Source organism: Stenotrophomonas sp. FR024 (assembly GCF_047500745.2).
GTDB lineage: Bacteria > Pseudomonadota > Gammaproteobacteria > Xanthomonadales > Xanthomonadaceae > Stenotrophomonas > Stenotrophomonas maltophilia_A.
Map to the genome: position 1 here is coordinate 249579 of NZ_JAXAXM020000003.1, position 20245 is coordinate 269823.

Sequence of the window (20245 nt, forward strand, 5' to 3'; positions counted from 1 at the left end):
TCCCGGAGGCCTCGCTACCGTGGCCCGGCCTGGGCTCACCAGGCTTATCAAGGAGTGATGTCGATGCGTACTTTCAGGAAAATGATCGCGGGTGCGGTGTTCGCCTTGGCCTGCAGCGGTTCGGTTGCTGTGGCTGGGCCGATTCCGCCATGCGATCTTCCCTGTTGGAAGGCTTACCAGGCGTGTCTGTCCGGTGGCGGTGATGCGATGGAATGCCAGTACGAATACGATCGTTGCATCATGGATCGCTGCGGCGCTGTGTAAGCAGTGGCAATGCAGGATTGATGACGAGCCCCGTCCCCGACGGGGCTCTTCTGTTTCAGCGCCGCCCGCTTGCAGGCCATGCACGCAGCAGCGAGGATGGGGAATCGCATCGGAGCCGCCGCACATGGCCGTCAAACGTGTCGTCGCCAACATCGCCACGCCTGACCCTGCGCGTGCCGCAGCGTTTTATGGCGAGCTGCTGGGCATGCCGGTGGTGATGGACCACGGCTGGATCGTCACCCATGGCGGCGAGGGCAGCGCGCTGGCGCAGGTCAGCTTTGCCACTGAAGGGGGATCCGGCACGGCGGTGCCGGATCTGTCGATAGAAGTCGACAATCTGCAACAGGTACTGGAGCGCATGCGCGCGGCCGGCATCCCGCTGGAATATGGCCCCGCCGATGAGCCCTGGGGTGTGCGCCGCTTCTTCGTCCGTGACCCGTTCGGGCGGCTGTTGAACATCCTCGCCCACATCTGAGCAGCAGAAAGCCCGTCAGCGACGTTTGGCACCGGTTGGTGGCACGCCGACCATGCGCAGGCAATCATCCACCACGGCGGCGATGAAGGCATCGGCATCCTGTGCGGGTGTGGCGATCAGGTCGTCGGTGGCGCCGTGCACGCCGGCATAGATCAACGAGGCGGTGACTTTGGGCGCTGGAAGCTGCCACAGAGCTGCGGCATTGCCTGCTTCGAGGATGCCCAGCAGTTGCTGCTGGATCGCATTGCGTTCGGCGTTGCCACGCTGGTGGTGATGATGGTTGGCGTACACCACGTCGTGCAGTGCATGGGTGCGCACATAAAGTTCGATGTTGGCGCGGATCCAGGCGCGCAGGCGCGCTACGCCATCGTTGGCCGGGTAATGCTGCACGGCGCGGTCGACGTCTTCCATGAAACGCCGGGTATAGCGCTGCGCCAGCGCCTGCAGAATCTCGGTGCGCGAGGCGAAATAGGTATAGAAGGTGCCCTTGGCAACGTCGGCTGCGGCGACGATGTCGCTGATGGTGGTGGCATCCACTCCCTTTGACAGGAACAGCGCCTGCGCGGCGTCCATCAGTTCTTCCTGGCGGGTTTCCGCAGGTTTGGTGCGTGGCCTGGCGACAGCTGGGGTCTGCATGTGGGAGGGATCCGGGTGCGACGGGAACCATTCTAGCTGGCCTGTGGCAACGACTGACCGTCAGTCATTGACCGACGGTCAGTCAGTGGCTAGGATGCGCACACATCCTTCCCCCGGGAGCCGTACATGCGACGTTTCCAGCGGCCGGCCCTGGTGCTGGCGGCCTACCTCGGCACATTCCTCGCCTCGCTGGACATCAGCATCGTCAACGTCGCCCTGCCGACCCTGCAGCAGGCGTTGAATACCGACATGGCCGGCCTGCAGTGGGTGATCAATGCGTATGCAATCGCGCTGTCGGCGTTGATGCTGTCGGCGGGGCCGCTTGGGGACCGTTACGGTCATCGGCGGATGTGGCTGCTCAGCGTCGCCACCTTCACGCTGGGGTCGCTGCTGTGCGCCTGTGCCGGCAATCTTGCGACCCTGGTAGCCGGGCGTGCAGTGCAGGGCATCGCGGGCGCCTTGTTGATTCCCGCCGCAATGCCGATCCTCAGCCACGCGTTTCCCGACGCGCGCCAACGTGCACGTGCGATCGGTGGCTGGTCGGCGTTCAGTGCGCTGGCCCTGGTGCTTGGCCCGCTGCTGGGCGGCGTGCTGGTACAGCGCGTCGGATGGCCCAGCATCTTCCTGATCAACCTGCCGCTGGGCCTGCTCGCGCTGGCGCTGGGCGCCTGGGGAATTCTGGAGCGGCGGCATCCGCAGCACGCTGCGCTGGACCCTGCCGGGCAGCTGCTCAGCATCGTCGCGCTGGGTGCGCTGAGCTATGGCCTGATCGCGATCGGCGCGCATGGCCTGCTTGCCCCGGTGACGCTGCTGGCGCTGGGCGTGGCAGCTGCCGGGTTGATCCTGTTCGGCATCGTCGAACGCCGGGTGGCACGCCCATTGCTGCCGCTGGACCTGTTTGCCGACCGCCGCTTCGGCATGTTCAACCTGGCCTCGTTCGTGCTGGGCTTCACTGCCTATGCCAGCCTGTTCTTCCTGTCGCTGTTCTTCCAGCAGGCGCAGGGGCACAACGCTGCGCTGGCAGGCTCCCAGTTGGCCCCGCAGTTCCTGTTGATGGGTGCCGTCTCGCTGTTGTTCGGGCGTCTGGTCGCCCACCTCGGGCTGCACGCCGCGCTGGTGCTGGGCTACGCCCTGGCTGGGGTGGCGCTGTGCGCGATGGCCACGTTCGAACCGGCTACTTCGCACGCTTGTTCCAGTGCTGTGCTGGTGCTGCTTGGCATTGGAATGGGGCTGGCAGTACCGGCGACCGGCATGGCGGTCATGACCAGCGCGCCGGTCGAGCGCGCGGGTATCGCCTCAGCCACGATGAACGCGTTACGTCAGGCAGGCATGAGCCTGGGCATCGCGCTGCTGGGCAGCCTGATGGGCCAACGCGCCGTGCAGCAGTTCGCCGCGTCCGCGCAGGCGGCCGGGCAGCGGGAGCTGGCGGCACAGGCGCGCGAACTGATCCTGCAACCGGGCTCGATGCACGCCACGCCGCAGATGCTGACGTGGTATCGCAGTGCGATGGCCAGTGGTTTCGGATGGGCGATGGCTGTGGCCGGTGCGCTGGCCCTGCTTGCGGCGCTCGGGCTGTATCGGCAGCGCGCACCGGCCTGACGCGCTGCATTCAGCCCTGCTGGCGTTGCGGACCCGCTGCCGTGCGTTCGATCTCCTGAGGCTGTTGTTGCTGCTGGCGCGCATTGGCGTGGCGAGCGTGTCCACCTTCACGACCGATCTCGGCCATGTGCTGGCGGTTGCGGCTGATCGCCTCGCCGCCTTTGCGGCCTGCGACACGTGCCTCGGCCGGACTGAATTCATGCGCGTTGCCGGAGGCATGTGCGGCGCGCCCGCCCTTGGCAGCGATCGCGCGCTGCTTTTCCTGGTCCATTGATGCGAAACCCCGGTTGGAGCTGCGCGGGTTCTGCTCAGTCATGTGAAATCTCCTGCGGTGTGGGCGTCGCCTTCGTAGACGACGGCATCCATGCTTGGCCATCGCACGCTAAGTCCAGGTCGCCATCTTCGCCCCGGTTTTCACGCGCCCTGCGCACGGGGCTGATCAGGCAGCCATTCAGGCGGGCGCTGCCTTCGCTGCCGCCAGTGCCATGCCACTGACCACCGACCCGATCGTCTCTACGTCTGCCAAGGGAGCTCCCTGGTTCAGTCGCGCCTGCAGAGCTCCGTGGGAGACGGCGAAGACGATCGCTTGGCCGAGCAGGGCGTGGGTACGCAGCACCGTCTCGGCGCTGGATGGTTCGCTGCCGCGCAGGCACGCTACGCACGCGGCCAACGTGGAGTGCAGGGGTTCGAACAGCGTACGGTGGGCACTGGCGAACGCCGCCGTCGGTTGGATCTGTTCGCGCGCCAACAGCAGCGTGCGTGGACCTGCATCCGGCGCCGAAAGCAAGGCATGGACGAATGCCCGCATCAACTGCTGCAGCTGCTGCGCGGCCTGCCGCGCGCCGTTGGGTGGCGTTGCCGGCAGCGGCAATCGCTCGGCAATGGCTTGAGCGCAGCGCTGCAGTACGGCGGCATACAGTTCCTGCTTGCCACCGAAGTGATAGGGAATGGCTGACTGGCTGCAGCCGGCCATGTCCACCAGCTGGCGGGTACGCACACCCTCCACGCCGAACGCGCTGAACAGCTGCAGCCCTGCGTGCAGCAGTCGGGCTCGGGTCTGCCCGCTGCGCGTCTCGGCCGCGCGCCGCCGTGCCGGTGTCTGCAGATGGGCGATGAACTCAGGCATCGGCCAGCATCAGCCGTGTCGAGTTTTCATTGAGCGCGGTACCCGCGTCCGCGCCGACGATGACCGTACCGCCGATGTTGGCCATGTGCCGGCCGAATGCACAGTTCGGTTCGAAGGCGAAGCACATGCCGGCCTGGAGGGGCAGTTCGCGCCCGACAGTCGGCAGCGGCGCGATGTGCGCATAGCGCGCGGCCTCCGGCAGCGCTTCGATGCCCGGTGCACGGCCGAAGCCAATCGGTCCATAGGGGTTGAGGCTGTGGACCAACGGATGCACGTGCCAGCCGCCCGCCTCCAGCAGGGGCGCTTCCATCGCGTCGACGACATCGCCGAAGGTATTGCCCACGCGCAGTGCGGACAGGCCTGCTTCGTAGCTGCTGCGGGCGACGGCAGCGGCGCGATGGATGTCGTCGTGCACCTCGCCAATGGCAACCGCGGCCTGATGCTGGGTTTCCATCAGCCCGTACAGTGCGAAGATCTCCGACAGCACCAGGTCACCATCGCGCAGAATGCGCGGCGGCTGCGCACGATACTGCCAGGCGGGTGGTCCCCAGCCCACATACTCGGGACCCGAGCCGAGCAACACCTCGGCGGTATAGCCCCCCAGCGAGAAACAGGCGGCGGTCACTGCGGCAACCAGTTCGGCTTCCGAAACACCGGGGCGAGCAGTGGCACGCAGCGCCTCGCTCATGGATTCACCGATCCAGGCGGCATGCGCAATCAGCGCCAGTTCCTCCTGGCTCTTTACCGAGGCGCGCTGGAAGAACGCACGATATACCGGTACGAATTCCGCGTTCGGCACCGCCGCCTGCATGCCCTGCAGGGTGCGCGCGGGCATCGCGCCGTCGAAGTAGAACGGTGGATAGGGCTCCAGCCCCAGCACGCCGATACGTGCCGTGTGCAGGCCACATTGCTGCAGCCAGCGGCCAACCTCCAGACCGGATTTTCCAACCCACAGCTGTTCGGGTGCGATCCACTGCAGGTCGCCGCGCAGGCAGGCCTGCAGGTGGTCGGCAATCATCAGCGAGGCAAAGGTGAACACCCGTGGCGGCTGGTCGCCGACGAACACCACGATCGAGCCTGGCCGGTCATTGGTGAAGTAGCAGTCCGGCGAGAACCCGGCCGGTGCGGCGGCTTCCCGGTCGCCATGCACAACCAGGGCATCGAGGCGTTCACTGGCCATGAGGTCGCGGGCCAGGGCCCAGCGGCGGTCGCGTTCCATCAGGCTGAGCGGTGCGGGCGGCGTGCGCATGAGGAGTATTCCAGGGGAAGGAGCGCGCAGGCTCGATCACGCAGTTGAATGAATCAACCGCTTGAATCGGCATTGCACGTGCGCTGCTGCGGGGGCAGCTGAAGTCGGCGATTGCGCAGCGTTGTCGATGATCGTGATGGGGCCACCGTTGCTGTTGATAGGATGCGCAACAACGCCACTCGCCTGGCCACGACAGGGACGTAGAACATGAACAGGATTGGACTGATCGCAGTGCTGGCCTGTACCGCTCCCGTCCACGCAGCCAGCCCTCTGTTGTCCGGCAGCTTCGTCCACGTTGGCTACTCGGGCAGCGACGAACAACTGCCGGCCGCGCAGTTGCCGCTGTTCCTGGATGAACTGCAGGACCTGGGCAACGACACGATCATCCTCGGTCAGGTGCGTGCCATCCGTGCCGGCGTGGGCTGCGCCAGCGGCGTGCAGGATTTCGAATGGATTGCCGGCTTTCCCGGCAAGCTCGGCACCGTGCTCGATGCGGCGGCCGCGCGCGGCATGAAGGTCGTGGTCGGCACCACCTACAGCTCGGGGCAGTGCGCCACCTTCTGGCAGGGGCAGAACGCAACGGCCGTGGCACAGGATGCGGCGCAGTCGCTGGCCCAGCTGGGCCAACAGTACGGATCGCATCCGGCGTTCGCGGGCTGGTACATCACCGACGAGCCAGCACAGGTGCCGGCTGATCGCGCGCCGTTCTACCGTGCGATCGTGACGGCGCTCAAAGGCAGTACACCCGCGCGGCCGGTGATGGTGGCCCCCTACCTGGCGTCATCCAGCGTGGGTCCGGCCAGTGTGGGCCGGGCTGCTGCACAGTTCCGTACGGCCACCGGCGTGGATGTGCAGATCTGGCAGGACGGCATCGGCGCCGCCTCGCATGCACGCCTGTTCCAGTGGGATCGCCCAGGTCATTCCACCGAGGCGTATTACGAGGCGCTGTCGGCGGCGCTGGGGGCCAGCGGCCTGTGGGCCGACATCGAACTGTTCAACCATGGCAGTCCCTTGTTCCTGGGAACCGGCAACGGATTGTCCGGTGCCTATCGCTCCGCGTCAGTGCAGCGCATCAACCAGCAGTTGTGGAGCGCGCGTTCGGCCGGCAAGCGCGTTGCCTGGCTCAACCAGTACCACATGTCCGAGGTGGTCGGCCCCGGCCAGGGCTATGCCGAATCTCCGCGGTTGATGAACACCTATCGCGGGCTGTATGGGCTCGGTGCGTCCTACAGTGTCGATCCGGTGCAGACCACCTACAGCTACAGCGTGGCGCCGGATGCAAACTATCCCGACAGCACCGGGCATGAACTGTTCGATCGCCGGGTGGGGGATCCGCGCAACCCGATGGATGCCGGCTGGGTAGGCGTGCATGGCAACGCCAGCATCACCATCGACCTGGGCCAGCGCCGGCGGGTGGACTGGATCGGCCTGCATACGATGACCCGCCCGGCGTGGGGCATCGTCACGCCGACAGCTGTGGAGGTGATGTGTGCCGAGCCGGGCGCCGCTGCGGTGAAGATCGGTGTGCTGTCGGCGCCATTCCCCCAGGCCGGACTGAGCGGTTCGACCGAAGAGGAATACGTGCTGGGCAACGCCGCGCCGCTGGCCGCGCAGTGCCGTACGCTGGAGCTGCGGTTGGCCAATGGCAGCTGGACGTTCCTCAGTGAAATCGAGATGGCGGCCGAGCAGTAAGCGCCTCAGCGTTGGGGCGTGCCACGCAGTCGCTGCGCGAACGGCCGCTGTTCAAGCGCCTGCAGTGCCTCGCGCAGCACCTGCTCCAATGACTGTCCAAGATCGGCATCGAGGCTGCGCGCCGCGCGTGCCGTGGCCTGCCACTGCGCCTGCAGCGCCGGCAACGCCTGCAACGCGCGCGGGCTCAGCTGCAGGATGCGCTCGCGGCTGTCTTCACCGACCGCAGCGTGCAGCCAGCCGTCGCGCACCATTGCTGAAACCGTCTGGCTGAGCGCCGAATGGCTGAGCCCGCAGGCCAGTGCGAGATCCTTGATGCGGCAGGGTCCCTGCGCCATCAGCGTGCGCAGCACCGGGGTGTAGCGCGGCCGGTAGTCCAGCTTCAGGTCGCGGTAGGCCTGCTCGACCGCCGGGTCCAGCTGGTCGAGCAGGGCCCGCAGCAGTGTTCCCAGGGTGGCATGTTGGAGATCCATGGTGGCGATGATATATAAGAGCTTACATATCATCAACGTGGGGTGCGGTCATGGCAGTTTCGTGGATGCTGGGCGCGCTGCTGGCGGCGTCCTGCCCGGCCCAGGACGCGGTGCTGCAGGCGGCGGCCACGGCGATACAGGCGCAGTACCTGGACGTGGCCGAAGGCGCGCACATTGCTGAGGCCGTTCGCGGCTGGTCCACCCAGCAGCGCTATGTGGACAGCTGCGCGGACCCCAAGGCGTTCAGCGCACGCTTGAACCAGGATCTGGACGTGTTCGATGGCCACTTCCATGTCGAGCGGGTGGATGCCCGCGCCGGCCAGGACGACTGGCTGATGGCCTGGCGCGCGGATGCGCGCAGCAATGGTGCGGGCGTGCGCGAGGTGCGGGTGCTGGAAGGCAACATCGGTTACCTGCGCCTGAGCACCTTCTATCCGCTCGATCTGGCCCGGCCGAAGCTGGCTGCTGCCTTCACCCTGCTGGCCGACACCGATGGCCTGGTGCTGGACCTGCGCCAGAACGGTGGTGGCGATGACGGCAGTGCGGACCTGCTGGTGCGGACCCTGCTGGCGGCGGAGATCACCCAGGTGCAGTCACTGCAACGCCGTGGCCAGCGCAGTCCGGTACCGTTGCCACCGGCGAGCCTGGGGCTGTACCTGAAGCCGCTGGTGGTTCTGATCGACCGCCGCACCGGGTCGGCCGCCGAATTCGTCGCGTACTCGCTGCAGGCGCAGGGGCGGGCACGTGTCGTTGGTAGTCGAAGTGGCGGTGCGGCACATATGTTCGATGATCCTGTGCTGCTGCCGGATGGCTATCAGATCAGCATTCCCGACCGGCAGCCGATCAACCTCCGTACCGGAACCAACTGGGAACGCACCGGCGTCACGCCTGATGCAGCAGGCGGTGACGATCCGCTGTTCGTCGCCCGCCAGCTGCTGGCCCGATCGGCATCGCCAGAATGAACGCACAATTGCAACCGCGCCCTATCGCAGACGACATGCAGCGTGCCTAGAATCGATGCATCCCGGTAGTTCCCGGGCGCTTCGAGTGAATGGACTCAATGAAGATTCTGTTGACCGGCAGTTCCGGGCGGATCGGGCGTGCGATCTTCGGCGCGCTGGCGGCGGCCCACGAAGTGGTGGGGCTGGATCGCAGCCCATTCGCCACCACCCGCATCATTGCCGATGTCACCGATCGTCAGGCCGTGAAGCGGGCAGTGCAGGGCGTCGACGCGGTGATCCATACCGCCGCCCTGCACGCACCCCATGTCGGCCTGGTGCCGGATGCGGTATTCCAGCAGATCAATGTGGAGGCGACCGCACACCTGTTGCAGGCTGCCCGCGAGGCCGGTGCACGCCGCTTCGTGCTGACCAGCACCACGGCGCTGTATGGCCATGCGGTGGTGGCGGGCGGTTGCCGCTGGATCGATGAAGATACCGAGCCGCTGCCACGCACCATCTACCATCGCAGCAAGCTGCAGGCCGAGGCGTTGGCTGAAGCCGCTGCGGCGCCGGGCTTCAGCGTGCGCGTGCTGCGCATGGCCCGCTGTTTCCCCGAGCCACCGGAGCGGATGGCGATGTTCCGCCTGCACCGCGGCATCGACGCGCGCGACGTGGCCAGCGCACATGCCGCGCTGCTGCACGATGAGGGCGCTGCCTTCGCACGCTACATTGCCTGCGCACCGACGCCGTTCCTGCGCGAGGATTGCCTGGAACTGGCGACCCAGCCGTGCAGGGTGCTGGCCCGCCGCGCCCCGCAGTTGCTGGCCGAGTTCGAGCGCCGTGGCTGGCCGCTGCCGCTGAGCATTGACCGCGTCTACGACAGTGCACTGATGCGCCGCACATTGGGCTGGCAGCCGCGCTTCGGCCCGGACGACGTGCTGCAGCAGTACGCGGTTGGCAGCATCGAGGTGCTGCCGCGGGCGGAATGGATCAAGGACCGCGTGGCCGAATAGGGCGGCAGCCGGGCGGGTTCCTGACCCGACCCTGAGCAGGTTCAGGAATGTGCAGATGGACCGCCTCAACCTCGTTCGCAGGCGGCCGCTAACCCGGTGCGCTTCCAGCGCCGGGCGTGTCCCGGCGGCCGGTGGCCTGCGCGACGGATCGCGCACCTGCGCGGTGCCCTCGCGGTGCCGGTCGTCCTGAACTGCCTTGCGGATCCTTCCATGCCTTCTCCCCGTTCCGCCGCTGCCCGCCGCCCGGGCAGCATCGCCCACAAGCTGATGCTGGGCACCGCTGCGATCGCGCTGCTGTGCTTCGGCCTGACTGCGTTCCTGATCTACCGCCAGGCCAGCGCCAGCCTGATCGACGCCTCGCGCCAGACCATGGCCAGCGAAGCCACCGCCGAAGCCCGCCAGGTCGCGGCCGATCTGGGCACCGCCTTTGCCAGCAACGACGCCATGGTCGAGGCCGTGCTCGCCCAGCGCGCGCGCGGCGATGTTCCGGACCGTGCCAGCCTGGCTGCCGTGCTGGGCGAGCAGCTGCGCACCCACCCCGAGTGGCTGGGCAAGAGCACCATGTGGGAGGCCGACGCCTTCGATGGCAAGGATGCCGAGTTCGTCAACACTGAAGCGCACGATGCCACCGGTCGTTACATGAGCTACTGGGCCTGGCACGATGGCAAGCCGCAGCAGTCGACGATGACCGACTACACCGAGACGGCCAGTGGCTCCGGTGACTGGTACATGGTGCCCAGCCGCGACAAGCTGGCGAAGGTAAGCGAGCCCTACGCCTACGACATCGGTGGCCAGCAGGTGCTGATGAGCACGCTGAGCACGCCGATCATCGAAAACGGCCGGTTCCTCGGTGTATTTACTGTGGACTTCTCGCTGGCGGCGCTGCAGAAGCACCTGGCCACGCTCAAGCCGATGGGCGCCGGGCGCGTCGAACTGCTCTCGCCGAATGGCGTGGTGCTGGCCTCGGCCAATGCCGCCGAAATCGGCAAGCCACGAGGCGACGCATTGACCCGCAGCATGCTGGCAGACATCGCCGCCGACCGCCGGTTCGAAGCCTTCACTCCGGATGCCGCCGGCAACGTGCGCGTATACGTGCCGCTGCGTGTGGGCGATGCGCCGCAGCGCTTTGCACTGGGTGTGGTGATGCCGCACGCGGTGATCGTGGCCGAGGCGCGCCAGCTGCTGTGGCTGACCCTGCTGGTTGGTGTGGTGGCCGCGCTGACGCTGAGTGCCGGTGTCTATGTGCTGCTGCGCCGGTTGGCGATCCGCCCACTGGCCGAAGCCGTGCGCGTGGCCGGCGATGTCGCCGCGGGCAAGCTGGACAGCACCCTGCCGGCACGCAGCAACGACGAAGTGGGCCGCCTGCTGGACGCGATGCAGGGCATGCGGGGGCAGCTGCAGTCGGTGATGGCGGCGCAGGCGGAAATGGCGCGTCGCCATGACGCCGGTGAAATCAGCTACCGCATGGACGCCTCGGCGTTCCCGGGTGAGTACGGCCGGATGGTGGCTGACAGCAACCAGCTGGTGGCCTCCAGCAACGCCGTCACCCAGCGCCTGGTCGACGTGATGCAGCGCTATGCGGTGGGTGACCTGAGCGTGGACATGGAAGCGCTGCCGGGCGAGAAGGCGGTGTTCACCGCTGCAATGGCCACCACCAAGAGCAACCTGGCGGCGATCAACGATCAGATCCAGCAGCTGGCCGCTGCCGCCGCCGCCGGCGATTTTGCGGTGCGCGGCGACACGCTGCGTTTCGACCACGACTTCCGCCGCATGGTGGAAACCCTCAACACCATGATGCAGGTCAGCGACCACAACCTGGCCGAGCTGTCGACGCTGCTGCGCGCGATTGCCGCAGGCGACCTCAGCGCGCGCATGCAGGGCGACTTCCACGGCGTGTTCGCGGTGATGCGCGACGATGCCAACAGCACCGTGCAGCAGCTGACCCAGATCGTTGGCCAGATCCAGCAGTCGGCGGCCAGCATCCGCCTGGCGGCGGGTGAGATTGCCGCCGGCAACAGTGACCTGTCGCGCCGCACCGAGCAGCAGGCGGCGAACCTGGAAGAGACCGCGGCCTCGATGGAAGAGCTGACCTCCACGGTGCGCCAGAATGCCGACCACGCGCTGCAGGCCAACACCCTGGCCGGCTCCGCAGCGGGCGTGGCCAGCGAAGGCGGGCAGGTGGTCAGCCAGGTGGTGCAGACCATGGAACAGATCGAGGCCTCCTCGCAGCGCATTGCCGAGATCATTTCGGTAATCGATGGCATCGCGTTCCAGACCAACATCCTGGCGTTGAACGCGGCGGTGGAAGCGGCGCGTGCCGGCGAACAGGGCCGCGGATTCGCCGTGGTCGCCAGCGAAGTGCGTGCGCTGGCCCAGCGCTCGGCAGGCGCGGCCAAGGAGATCAAGGAGCTGATCGACGCCTCGGTGGCGCAGGTCGGTGCCGGTGCGCAGCTGGTGCACGGCGCGGGCCGCACCATGCAGGAAATCGTCGGCCAGGTCGGCCGAGTGAACGAGATCATGGCCGAGATCTCGGCAGCCTCGCGCGAGCAGTCGGCGGGCATCGAGCAGGTCAACCAGACCGTGGTGCAGATGGACGAGACCACCCAGCAGAACGCCGCGCTGGTGGAAGAGGCCAGTGCCGCTGCGCGCGCAATGGAAGAACAGGCCGAGCAGCTGGCGGTGGCGGTCTCGCGCTTCCGCCTGCAGGCCGAGCCGGTGGCTACGGTCCGCCGCGCGGCCTGATCCTGTTGCGCGCACATGAAGACGCCCGGCCAAGGCCGGGCGTCTTCATTTCTGCTTGATGCTATGCCAGGCCGGAGTGCGGCGGCAGCATCGCGTCAGAACATGCCTTCGAAGGGATTCCAGCTGGCTTTGCCCTTCACCTGCTCCAGGTAGTAGCTGTAGTTGGTGCTGGCGGCAACCAGGAAGTTCATGGCGATGAACAGCGGGCGCGCGATGATGTCCGGCAGGAACAGGGACACGATGCCCAGCACGAGGCCGATGCCGATCACCACCAGCGCCTTGCGCCACATGCCCAGAATGAACAGGTAGATGAAGCCGAAGAAGAAGGCGAAGAAGTTGATGTTGATCTTGAGGCGGTCGCCGAAGGACAGCGCCTTCCAGGCTTCCTTGAAGCGCGGCTCCTTCGGAGCGCCGTGCTGCTGGAAGAAATTGAAGCGGAACTGCCACTTCGGGCTGAAGCGGGAGAGGTCGACGGTGTTCATTGACGATTACGTCCTTGTAGGAAAACGGTTACATGATACGGGGCCGACGGTTCAGGAAACTACCCTCAACCGTCAAAAATGTGACGCGCCCGGCATGTGCAGGCCTGCGGCGGGGCGCCGCACCGTCACCCATCCGCCTTGTTTTTAGGATAGGGTGCGCAGTTCCGCTGCCGCCCCAGCTGAACCCGGGCGGCGGCGGGATGTCCATGGAGGTTGCATGACCACACCTGCTATACCGGAAAACGCACCGGGACCGGTGCTCCTGCCGACACCTGAAGTGGTGCAGGCACAACAACTGCTCGCACGCCAGCAACTGGCGGTAGCGATGGACCGTGCACGCACGGCCGCTACGCAGAACGCGGCCGCGGCCGCGCTGGAAAGCGAGTAATCCGCAACACCGCCGATCGCGCTGGCGTGCTGCCAGCGCGATCGCGGCGCGCGCCGCCGGTCAGAACCGCGCGGTCATGCTCATGAAGTAGCTGCGCCCGGCCACGAAGTAGTCGGTGGAGCCCTCCGCATACAGCTTCTTGTCGGCCAGGTTGCTGACGCCGCCGCGCAGGGTCAGTACCTCGTTGACGTTCCAGGCTGCGGTCAGGTCATACAGGGTGTAGGCCTTGAGGAAGGTCGTGGCGGTACCGGTCTGCTTGCCGGTGTACTGCGCCGACAGGCTGCTGGAAAACACCGTATTGGGCGTCCAGTCCAGCGACGAATAGCCGGAAAACTCCGGCGTATCGATCAGATTCCTGCCGGTGGTCAGGTTCTTGGCTTCCTTCATCCAGGTGGCCGAGGTGCGCCAGCGCCACTGCTCGCCGAAGCGGACATTGAAGTTGCCTTCCATGCCACTGGTGCGCGCGCGCTGCACGTTGCTCATGCGCGTCCACCAGATGCCGTTGAACTTGCCCAGGGGCGCGTACTCGATCTTGTTCTTGAAGTCGGTATGGAAGTAGGTCAGGCCGGCATCGAACAGGTCATTGTCGAAGCTGATGCCGATCTCTCGGTTGGTGCTGGTTTCCGGGTCCAGGTCCGGGTTGCCGGCCATGTAGCAGCCACCGCGGGTATAGCCCAGCGGGATCAGCGAGGTGCAGCCGCGGCCGCCGGACTGGGTGGCCGCGCTGGGCGAATTCTCGGTCAGGCTGGGCGCGCGGAAGCCCTTGGAGACGCCACCGCGGATCGTCCACTGTTCGGCCGGGTGCCAGACTAGGTACGCACGCGGGCTGACGTGGCTGCCGAACTTCTCATGGTGATCCAGGCGTGCGCCCACGGTCAGCGCCAGCGTGCGGTGCAGCTTCAGTTCGTCCTCGACAAACAATGCCCAGGTAACCACTTCCAGGTTGGAGCCGCTGACGGCATTGCCGGCATAGTCGATCGGCGCGCGGCCGATGGTATCGGTATTGGTCAGTTCCTGGCGCTTCCACTGGCCACCGACGGCGAACTGGTGTTCAACGCCCAGGGTGAACGGCGTGGTCAGGCTGCCTTCGATGATGGTATCGGTGGCCTCGGAGCGGCCGGTGGCACCGATGTCGTTCTTGTACTCGGTCCAGTACGCGCTGAGCTTCGAGTTGCCGAAGCTCCACTTGCCATCGTGGTTGAGTGCCAGCGAGCTGCGCTTGAGTTCGCTGGCACCCCAGGCGCCTTCGTCCTGCTTTTCCAGCGAGGCGTCGATGAAGGCCTGCTGCACGCCGTGGCCGGCTTCCAGCGACAGTTCCTGCGCATCGCTGAGCTTCCACTGCAGCAGCGCGTCGACATTGCGGTCCTTCTCGCCGGCGTAGGCATTGCCATAGACACCACCGTTGGAGCGGTCCGAGTCGCGGCGCATGCTGTTGGCACCGATGCGCAGGCCGAAGCGCTCGCCGAGCGGGCCGGAGAACGTCGCACCGATCTGCTGGGTATCACCGCACTTGCCATCACCCGGGCGGGTATAGCTGTGGGTGGCGCTGCCGTTCCAGTCATCACCGATGCGCTTGGTGATGATGTTGATCACGCCGCCCATGGCGTCGGAGCCGTACAGTGACGACATTGGTCCGCGCACCACCTCGATCCGTTCGATCTGGTCGGGCGAGATCCAGTTCAGATCCTGGCGGCCGAGGTCGGGACGGTAGTTGGTCGAGGCCGAGCTGCCCATGCGCTTGCCGTCCACCAGCACCAGCGTGTAATTGGACGGCATGCCACGCAGCTTGATCTTGGACTGCTCGCCGACCGCGCTGAGGCCACCGGTCACGCCCGGCACGCGGCTGAGCAGGGTGGCCAGGTCGTGCACCGGCTGGCGCTCGATGTCCTCACGGCTGATCACGCTGATGCTGGCCGGTGCATCCTTGATCCATTGCTGGTTGCCCGAGGCGGTGACCACCACGGTATCCAGATCCTTGGTGGAGGCATCGGCGCTGGCCTCTGCGGCGGCCAGGCCGGGCAGGGCCAGCAGGCAGGCGGTGGCCAGAGCGCAGGCCAGGCGGGTGCGCGGCAGGCGCGCGGAAGGGGTACGGAACGACAGGGACATGACGGCTTCCATCGGAGGAGGGGGACCCGGTGGAAGCAGCAGGCGCACGCAGACAGCAGGCAGCCCCCTTCCATGGGTCGTTGGGCGCTGGGTGGGAACCGGCGCAGCTGGGTGGGTCTCGGCCGTGCGGAAGACGGTGACCTGCCTGGTTAATGAAATGATAACCGTTCGCGTTTGTTACGATCCAGTACCTGGGGCGACCAAGTGACATCCGTTCCCCTGCCCCGGCACTCGCCTGCTGTTTGCTGAATGGGGATAAATCCCGGCGTAGACCTTCGCACTCGGCTTACATCCGGCGCCCTAGACTGAGCCGCATTTTCGATTCCGCCCCGTTGGAGATCGTGTGGGTTCCGGTAGTGACAGACAGCGACTGCGTGGCGTGACGCCGACGCAGCCAGGACAAGTGCGGGCGCCGGGAAAGCGCGCCGGGAACCTTGGTGCATGCAGCCCGGCCGGGATGGCCGGCCGTGCCGACTGCGCGGAGTAGGCGGCAATGGAGGTGCAGACCATCCATGCGGAAGCAGATACGTCCCGGCTTGATGCCGGCTGGACGCTGCTGCCGGCCGAATCGCCGTTGCAGATGCCCGAGCAGACCCTGCGCGAAGGCCAACTGAAGGTTCGCCGCCACCGCACCTCGCCGCGGCTGATCGGCCTGCGCCGGTTCTATATCTTCGGCGGCACGCTGGCGATGACCGCCATCGCTACCCGGATGATGTGGCGGGTGCTGTCGGCCAATGGCATCAGCGTGCTCGAGGCCTGCCTGCTGGTGCTGTTTGTCGGCCTGTTCGCCTGGATCGCGCTGTCTTTCGCCAGCGCCGTGGCCGGCTTCCTGACTGCCGTGTTCGACCGGGGGTATCGCCTCGGCATCGACCCGGACAAGCCACTGCCGACCGTGCACAGTCGCACCGCGCTGCTGATGCCGACCTACAACGAAGATCCGCGCCGGCTGCTGGCCGGCCTGCAGGCGATCTACGAGTCGGTGGCCGCCACCGGCCAGCTCGACCGGTTCGACTTCTTCGTGCTCAGTGATACCCGGCGCGAAGACATCGCGCGGGCCGAGGAGCAGGTGTTCGCCGAACTGCGCGAGCGCGTGCCCGATGGCCAGGCGCGGCTGTTCTACCGCCGCCGTGGCGACAACAGCGGGCGCAAGGCCGGCAACATCGCCGACTGGGTCCGCCGCTTCGGCGGTGCCTACCCGCAGATGCTGATCCTGGACGCCGACAGCCTGATGACCGGCGACAGTATCGTGCGCCTGGTCGCGGGCATGGAGCACAACGCCGACGTCGGCCTGATCCAGACCCTGCCGTCGGTGATCGGCGGGCGCACCCTGTTCGCGCGCATGCAGCAGTTCGGCGGCCGTGTGTACGGTCCGGTGATCGCCCGTGGCGTGGCCTGGTGGCACGGTGCCGAGAGCAATTACTGGGGCCACAACGCCATCATCCGCACCCGCGCCTTCGCCGATCAGGCCGGGCTGCCGGCGCTGCCGGGGCGCAAGCCGTTCGGTGGCCACGTGCTCAGCCATGACTTCGTCGAAGCGGCGCTGATGCGTCGTGGCGGCTGGGCCGCGCACATGGTGCCGTACCTGGGCGGCAGCTATGAAGAAGGTCCGCCGACCCTGACCGACCTGCTGGTGCGCGACCGCCGCTGGTGCCAGGGCAACCTGCAGCACGGCAAGGTGGTCGGCAGCCGTGGCCTGCACTGGATCAGCCGCATGCACATGCTGATCGGCATCGGTCATTACTTCACCGCGCCGATGTGGGCGATGCTGATGCTGATCGGCATCGCCATCCCGCTGTTCCAGGAAGGCATCGATTTCAACGCGCTGCTGCACCTGTCGCCCAGCGTGTACTGGCGGGCCCAGGACGAGGAACAGGTGGTGCGCCTGTTCGCGGCGACCATGGCGGTGCTGCTGCTGCCCAAGGTGCTGGGTTACCTGGCGATGCTGCTGGACCCGGTCGACCGCCGCGGGTGTGGCGGTGCCCTGCGCGCGTTCGTCTCGATGCTGGTGGAAACCGTATTGGCCGCGCTGATGGCGCCGGTGGTGATGTACGTGCAGTCGCGCGGCGTGGCCGAAGTGCTGTCCGGCCGCGATTCGGGGTGGGACGCGCAGCAGCGTGACGATGGTGGCATTTCGTGGCTGGCGCTGATCCGTGGCTACGGTGGGCTGGGGGTGTTCGGCGCCTTCATGGGCATGCTGGCCTGGGCGGTGTCGCCATCGCTGGCCGCGTGGATGGCGCCGGTGGTGATCGGCATGGTGCTGGCGGTACCGGTGGTGGCACTGACGTCTTCGCGTGGCCCCGGCGCCTTCCTGCACCGTCTTGGCCTGCTTGATATCCCCGAGGAGAACATCCCGCCGCCGGTGCTGGTACGCGCCGCGCAGCTGCGCCGGGAAGCGGCCGAACAACCGCCGCTGTACTGATCGTCCCGCGGCAGCGGCATAATGCGGCTCGAACTTGAAGGAGCCGCATCATGCTGCAAACGGTGGAACAGGAGACCGGCGCCTCGCCGCAGTGGTCGGTGATCTGGCTGCACGGCCTCGGTGCCGATGGCCACGACTTCGCGCCGATCGTGCCGGAGCTGGTGCGTCCGCATTGGCCGGCGCTGCGCTTCGTGTTCCCGCATGCACCGGTGCGGCCGATCACGATCAACAACGGCGTGCCGATGCGCGGCTGGTACGACATCGTCGGCATGGATTTCCGTTCGCGCGCCGACATGGTGGGCGTGCAGGAATCGGTGGTACAGCTGGATGCGCTGATCGCGCGCGAGATCGAGCGTGGCATCGCGCCGGAGAAGATCTTCCTGGCCGGTTTCTCGCAGGGGGGCGCGATCATCCTGACCGCCGCGCTGTCACGCACTGCGCCGCTGGCCGGCCTGATCGCGCTGTCCACCTACCTGCCCGAAGCCGACGGCGCAAAGCGCGCTGAAGGCGCCGTGCAGGTGCCGGTGTTCATGGCCCATGGCAGCAGCGATCCGGTGATTCCGCAGGCGGTGGCCGCACACAGTGCGCAGGCACTGCAGGCGCTGGGCCTGGAGGTGGAATGGCACAGTTACCCGATGGCCCACCAGGTCTGCGCCGAAGAGATCCAGGCGCTGGGTGACTGGTTGCAGGAACGCCTGGGCGCTGCCTGACCCATGCCGCCGGCCAGCGCCCCGCCCTGGATGCCGGAACTGTGCCGCCTGCCGCGGCTGGCGGCGATGCTCGGCCTGGCCGAACTGGTGGTGGTGGTGCTGGCCCTGGCTCCGGATGGCAGCCGCCACTGGACTGTGGGCGAACTGCTGTCGGCCAGTGGTTTCGCGTTGTGGCTGGCGCTGGCTGTAACGGCCAGCCTGTGCCTGCTGCGGAACGCGTTGTCGAGGTTGCCACAGGTTCTGGGGGCGGTCTCGGCCATCGCACTGGCGACGCTGATCGCGGTGGTCTGCGCGGGCATCGTGCATGCCCTGTACGCGGTGCTTGGCGACAGCTTCGCCCGCGGCATCAGCTTCTGGCGCTTCACGCTGGGCAGCGCGGCGACGACGGCGCTGATCACTGCCTTGGCTCTGCGCTACTTCTATGTGAGTGATCGCTGGGCCGCGCAGGTACAGGCCAACGCACGCGCACAGGCCGATGCCCTGCAGGCGCGGATCCGCCCGCATTTCCTGTTCAACAGCATGAACCTGATCGCCAGCCTGCTGCATCGCGACCCGGTCGTGGCCGAGCGTGCGGTGCTGGACCTGTCCGATCTGTTCCGTGCCGCGCTGGGGGCGGGCGAGGGTGATTCCACCCTGCGTGACGAATGCGAGCTGGCCGAGCGCTACCTGTCGATCGAATCACTGCGCCTGGGCGAGCGCCTGCAGGTGCGCTGGCAGCGCGACGAACCGCTGCCCTGGGATCTTCCCCTACCTCGCCTGGTACTGCAGCCGCTGGTGGAGAACGCCGTGCTGCATGGCATCTCGCGGCTGCCCGAGGGTGGCACCATCGAGCTGCAGCTGATGCGCGAGGGTAATGAACTGCAGATCTGCGTGCGCAATCCGGCGCCCGACCCGCAGGCCCCCGGGCTGGCCCTGGCGCGCGGTGCCGGCCATGCCCAGCACAGCATCGGCCATCGGCTGGCCTGGCGCTTCGGCAGCGCCGCGCGGATGACGGCTGGCTGGAGCGAGGGCTACTATGCCTGCCAGGTGACAGTGCCGATCCAGTGAGGGAGCGATCGTGAGGGTAGTCATCGCCGATGACGAACCGCTGGCGCGTGAGCGCCTGCGCAGCCTGTTGGCCGCGCAGGACGGCGTGGATGTGGTGGCCGAGGCCGGCAACGGCGAGCAGGCCCTGCACGCGTGCGCGGAGCTGCAGCCGGACCTGGTCCTGCTGGATATCGCCATGCCCGGGCTGGATGGCCTGGAAGCCGCCCGCCACCTGGCCAGCTTCGAGCCACGGCCGGCGGTGGTGTTCTGCACCGCTTACGATGCGCATGCGCTGTCGGCGTTCGAGGCGGCCGCGATTGATTACCTGATGAAGCCGGTACGTGCCGAGCGTCTGGCCGCGGCCATCGCGCGCGCGCGCACGTTCCTGGCTGGCCGCGATGGCCAGCCACAGGACCACCGCGGGCAGCAGGCGCGCAGCATGCTGTGCGCGCGCCTGCGCGGCAGCCTGCGCTTGATTCCGCTGGACGACATCCATTACCTGCAGGCCGAAGAGAAGTACGTGGTGGTGCACCACGCGCGCGGAGAAGACCTGATCGAAGAGTCGCTGAAGTCGCTGGAAGAAGAGTTCGCCAGCCGCTTCATCCGCATCCATCGCAACTGCCTGGTGGCACGCCATGAGCTGGTGGAGCTGCGTCGTGGCACGGGTGGGCAGGTGCAGGCGATGTTGCGCCATGGCAAGCAACCGCTGGAAGTCAGCCGCCGCTGCGTGGCGACGCTGAAGCAGGAGTTGCGGCACCTGTGAGGTGTCCGCGCGGCCTGCGGCCGCGACTGCTTACGAGCAACGTCTGAAGCAACAGCAACAGCAACAGCAACAGCGGGTCATGGCTCGGTGTTTCTACGTGCTGGGTGAGGCGGGATGGGCGGGCGGGACACGCCGTGAACCCAT

General features: G+C 67.1%; 19 protein-coding genes. 12 read left to right on the forward strand and 7 right to left on the reverse strand.

All coding sequences use genetic code 11. The features are described from left to right. The first annotated feature begins 63 nt into the window (after positions 1-63). Positions 64-264: a hypothetical protein gene (locus tag ACMZ91_RS05220; RefSeq protein ID WP_049462007.1), complete on the forward strand. Its 201-nt coding sequence runs from the start codon at positions 64-66 to the stop codon at positions 262-264. Positions 265-388: 124 nt separating this feature from the next. Continuing rightward, positions 389-739, forward strand: a complete 351-nt coding sequence (locus ACMZ91_RS05225; protein ID WP_049423747.1) for a VOC family protein — start codon at positions 389-391, stop codon at positions 737-739. A gap of 15 nt (positions 740-754) precedes the next feature. On the opposite strand, the gene ACMZ91_RS05230 is transcribed toward ACMZ91_RS05225, so the two are convergent. Then, a complete protein-coding gene (locus ACMZ91_RS05230) occupies positions 755-1375 on the reverse strand; it encodes a TetR/AcrR family transcriptional regulator (protein ID WP_277778285.1) in 621 nt (206 codons plus the stop codon). Positions 1376-1501: 126 nt separating this feature from the next. Between ACMZ91_RS05230 and ACMZ91_RS05235 the strand changes: the two genes are divergently transcribed. Then, on the forward strand, positions 1502-2974 hold the full coding sequence (locus ACMZ91_RS05235; RefSeq protein ID WP_414576891.1) for an MFS transporter: 1473 nt from the start codon (positions 1502-1504) through the stop codon (positions 2972-2974). 10 nt (positions 2975-2984) lie between these two features. Here ACMZ91_RS05235 and ACMZ91_RS05240 read toward each other — a convergent pair whose 3' ends face one another. From ACMZ91_RS05240 to ACMZ91_RS05250, 3 genes are all read right to left on the reverse strand, one after another. Then, positions 2985-3290 (reverse strand): KGG domain-containing protein, encoded by a 306-nt coding sequence (locus ACMZ91_RS05240; RefSeq protein ID WP_032128582.1) that lies wholly within the window; start codon positions 3288-3290, stop codon positions 2985-2987. Between the two features lie 135 nt (positions 3291-3425). Beyond that, positions 3426-4100: a CerR family C-terminal domain-containing protein gene (locus ACMZ91_RS05245; RefSeq protein WP_049401068.1), complete on the reverse strand. Its 675-nt coding sequence runs from the start codon at positions 4098-4100 to the stop codon at positions 3426-3428. Continuing rightward, entirely contained in the window at positions 4093-5349 is a 1257-nt protein-coding gene (locus ACMZ91_RS05250; protein WP_049401069.1) for a M24 family metallopeptidase, read from the reverse strand. Before ACMZ91_RS05250 ends, ACMZ91_RS05245 begins: the two co-directional genes overlap by 8 nt. A gap of 207 nt (positions 5350-5556) precedes the next feature. Between ACMZ91_RS05250 and ACMZ91_RS05255 the strand changes: the two genes are divergently transcribed. Further along, the gene (locus ACMZ91_RS05255; protein ID WP_049461999.1) at positions 5557-7041 is read left to right on the forward strand and encodes a DUF4434 domain-containing protein; all 1485 of its coding nucleotides are present in this window, start codon (positions 5557-5559) and stop codon (positions 7039-7041) included. Between the two features lie 5 nt (positions 7042-7046). On the opposite strand, the gene ACMZ91_RS05260 is transcribed toward ACMZ91_RS05255, so the two are convergent. Beyond that, positions 7047-7511 (reverse strand): MarR family winged helix-turn-helix transcriptional regulator, encoded by a 465-nt coding sequence (locus tag ACMZ91_RS05260; RefSeq protein WP_049423760.1) that lies wholly within the window; start codon positions 7509-7511, stop codon positions 7047-7049. A 50-nt stretch (positions 7512-7561) separates the two neighbouring features. Between ACMZ91_RS05260 and ACMZ91_RS05265 the strand changes: the two genes are divergently transcribed. The 3 genes from ACMZ91_RS05265 to ACMZ91_RS05275 all read left to right on the forward strand — a co-directional run bounded on the left by ACMZ91_RS05265 (position 7562) and on the right by ACMZ91_RS05275 (position 12207). After that, entirely contained in the window at positions 7562-8473 is a 912-nt protein-coding gene (locus ACMZ91_RS05265; RefSeq protein WP_049462000.1) for a S41 family peptidase, read from the forward strand. 98 nt (positions 8474-8571) lie between these two features. Further along, positions 8572-9465, forward strand: coding sequence for an NAD-dependent epimerase/dehydratase family protein (locus ACMZ91_RS05270; protein WP_049462001.1), 894 nt, complete (start codon positions 8572-8574; stop codon positions 9463-9465). 210 nt (positions 9466-9675) lie between these two features. Continuing rightward, the gene (locus ACMZ91_RS05275; protein WP_032128587.1) at positions 9676-12207 is read left to right on the forward strand and encodes a methyl-accepting chemotaxis protein; all 2532 of its coding nucleotides are present in this window, start codon (positions 9676-9678) and stop codon (positions 12205-12207) included. Positions 12208-12302: 95 nt separating this feature from the next. Here the strand turns inward: ACMZ91_RS05275 and ACMZ91_RS05280 are convergent, their stop codons facing one another. Further along, entirely contained in the window at positions 12303-12689 is a 387-nt protein-coding gene (locus tag ACMZ91_RS05280; RefSeq protein WP_049423770.1) for a DUF2628 domain-containing protein, read from the reverse strand. A gap of 217 nt (positions 12690-12906) precedes the next feature. Here ACMZ91_RS05280 and ACMZ91_RS05285 point away from each other — a divergent pair, with 217 nt between their 5' ends. After that, on the forward strand, positions 12907-13077 hold the full coding sequence (locus ACMZ91_RS05285; RefSeq protein WP_165929944.1) for a hypothetical protein: 171 nt from the start codon (positions 12907-12909) through the stop codon (positions 13075-13077). 60 nt (positions 13078-13137) lie between these two features. Here ACMZ91_RS05285 and ACMZ91_RS05290 read toward each other — a convergent pair whose 3' ends face one another. Continuing rightward, the gene (locus ACMZ91_RS05290; protein WP_414576896.1) at positions 13138-15183 is read right to left on the reverse strand and encodes a TonB-dependent receptor domain-containing protein; all 2046 of its coding nucleotides are present in this window, start codon (positions 15181-15183) and stop codon (positions 13138-13140) included. Positions 15184-15676: 493 nt separating this feature from the next. Between ACMZ91_RS05290 and mdoH the strand changes: the two genes are divergently transcribed. From mdoH to ACMZ91_RS05310, 4 genes are read left to right on the forward strand one after another with little or no spacing between them, the layout of a single operon-like run. After that, positions 15677-17602, forward strand: coding sequence for a glucans biosynthesis glucosyltransferase MdoH (gene mdoH, locus ACMZ91_RS05295; protein ID WP_032128590.1), 1926 nt, complete (start codon positions 15677-15679; stop codon positions 17600-17602). A gap of 50 nt (positions 17603-17652) precedes the next feature. Continuing rightward, positions 17653-18312, forward strand: a complete 660-nt coding sequence (locus ACMZ91_RS05300; RefSeq protein WP_080291776.1) for an alpha/beta hydrolase — start codon at positions 17653-17655, stop codon at positions 18310-18312. Positions 18313-18315: 3 nt separating this feature from the next. After that, entirely contained in the window at positions 18316-19359 is a 1044-nt protein-coding gene (locus ACMZ91_RS05305; RefSeq protein ID WP_177179491.1) for a sensor histidine kinase, read from the forward strand. Between the two features lie 10 nt (positions 19360-19369). Next, on the forward strand, positions 19370-20101 hold the full coding sequence (locus ACMZ91_RS05310) for a LytR/AlgR family response regulator transcription factor (protein WP_010481294.1): 732 nt from the start codon (positions 19370-19372) through the stop codon (positions 20099-20101). The last annotated feature ends 144 nt before the right edge of the window (positions 20102-20245 follow it).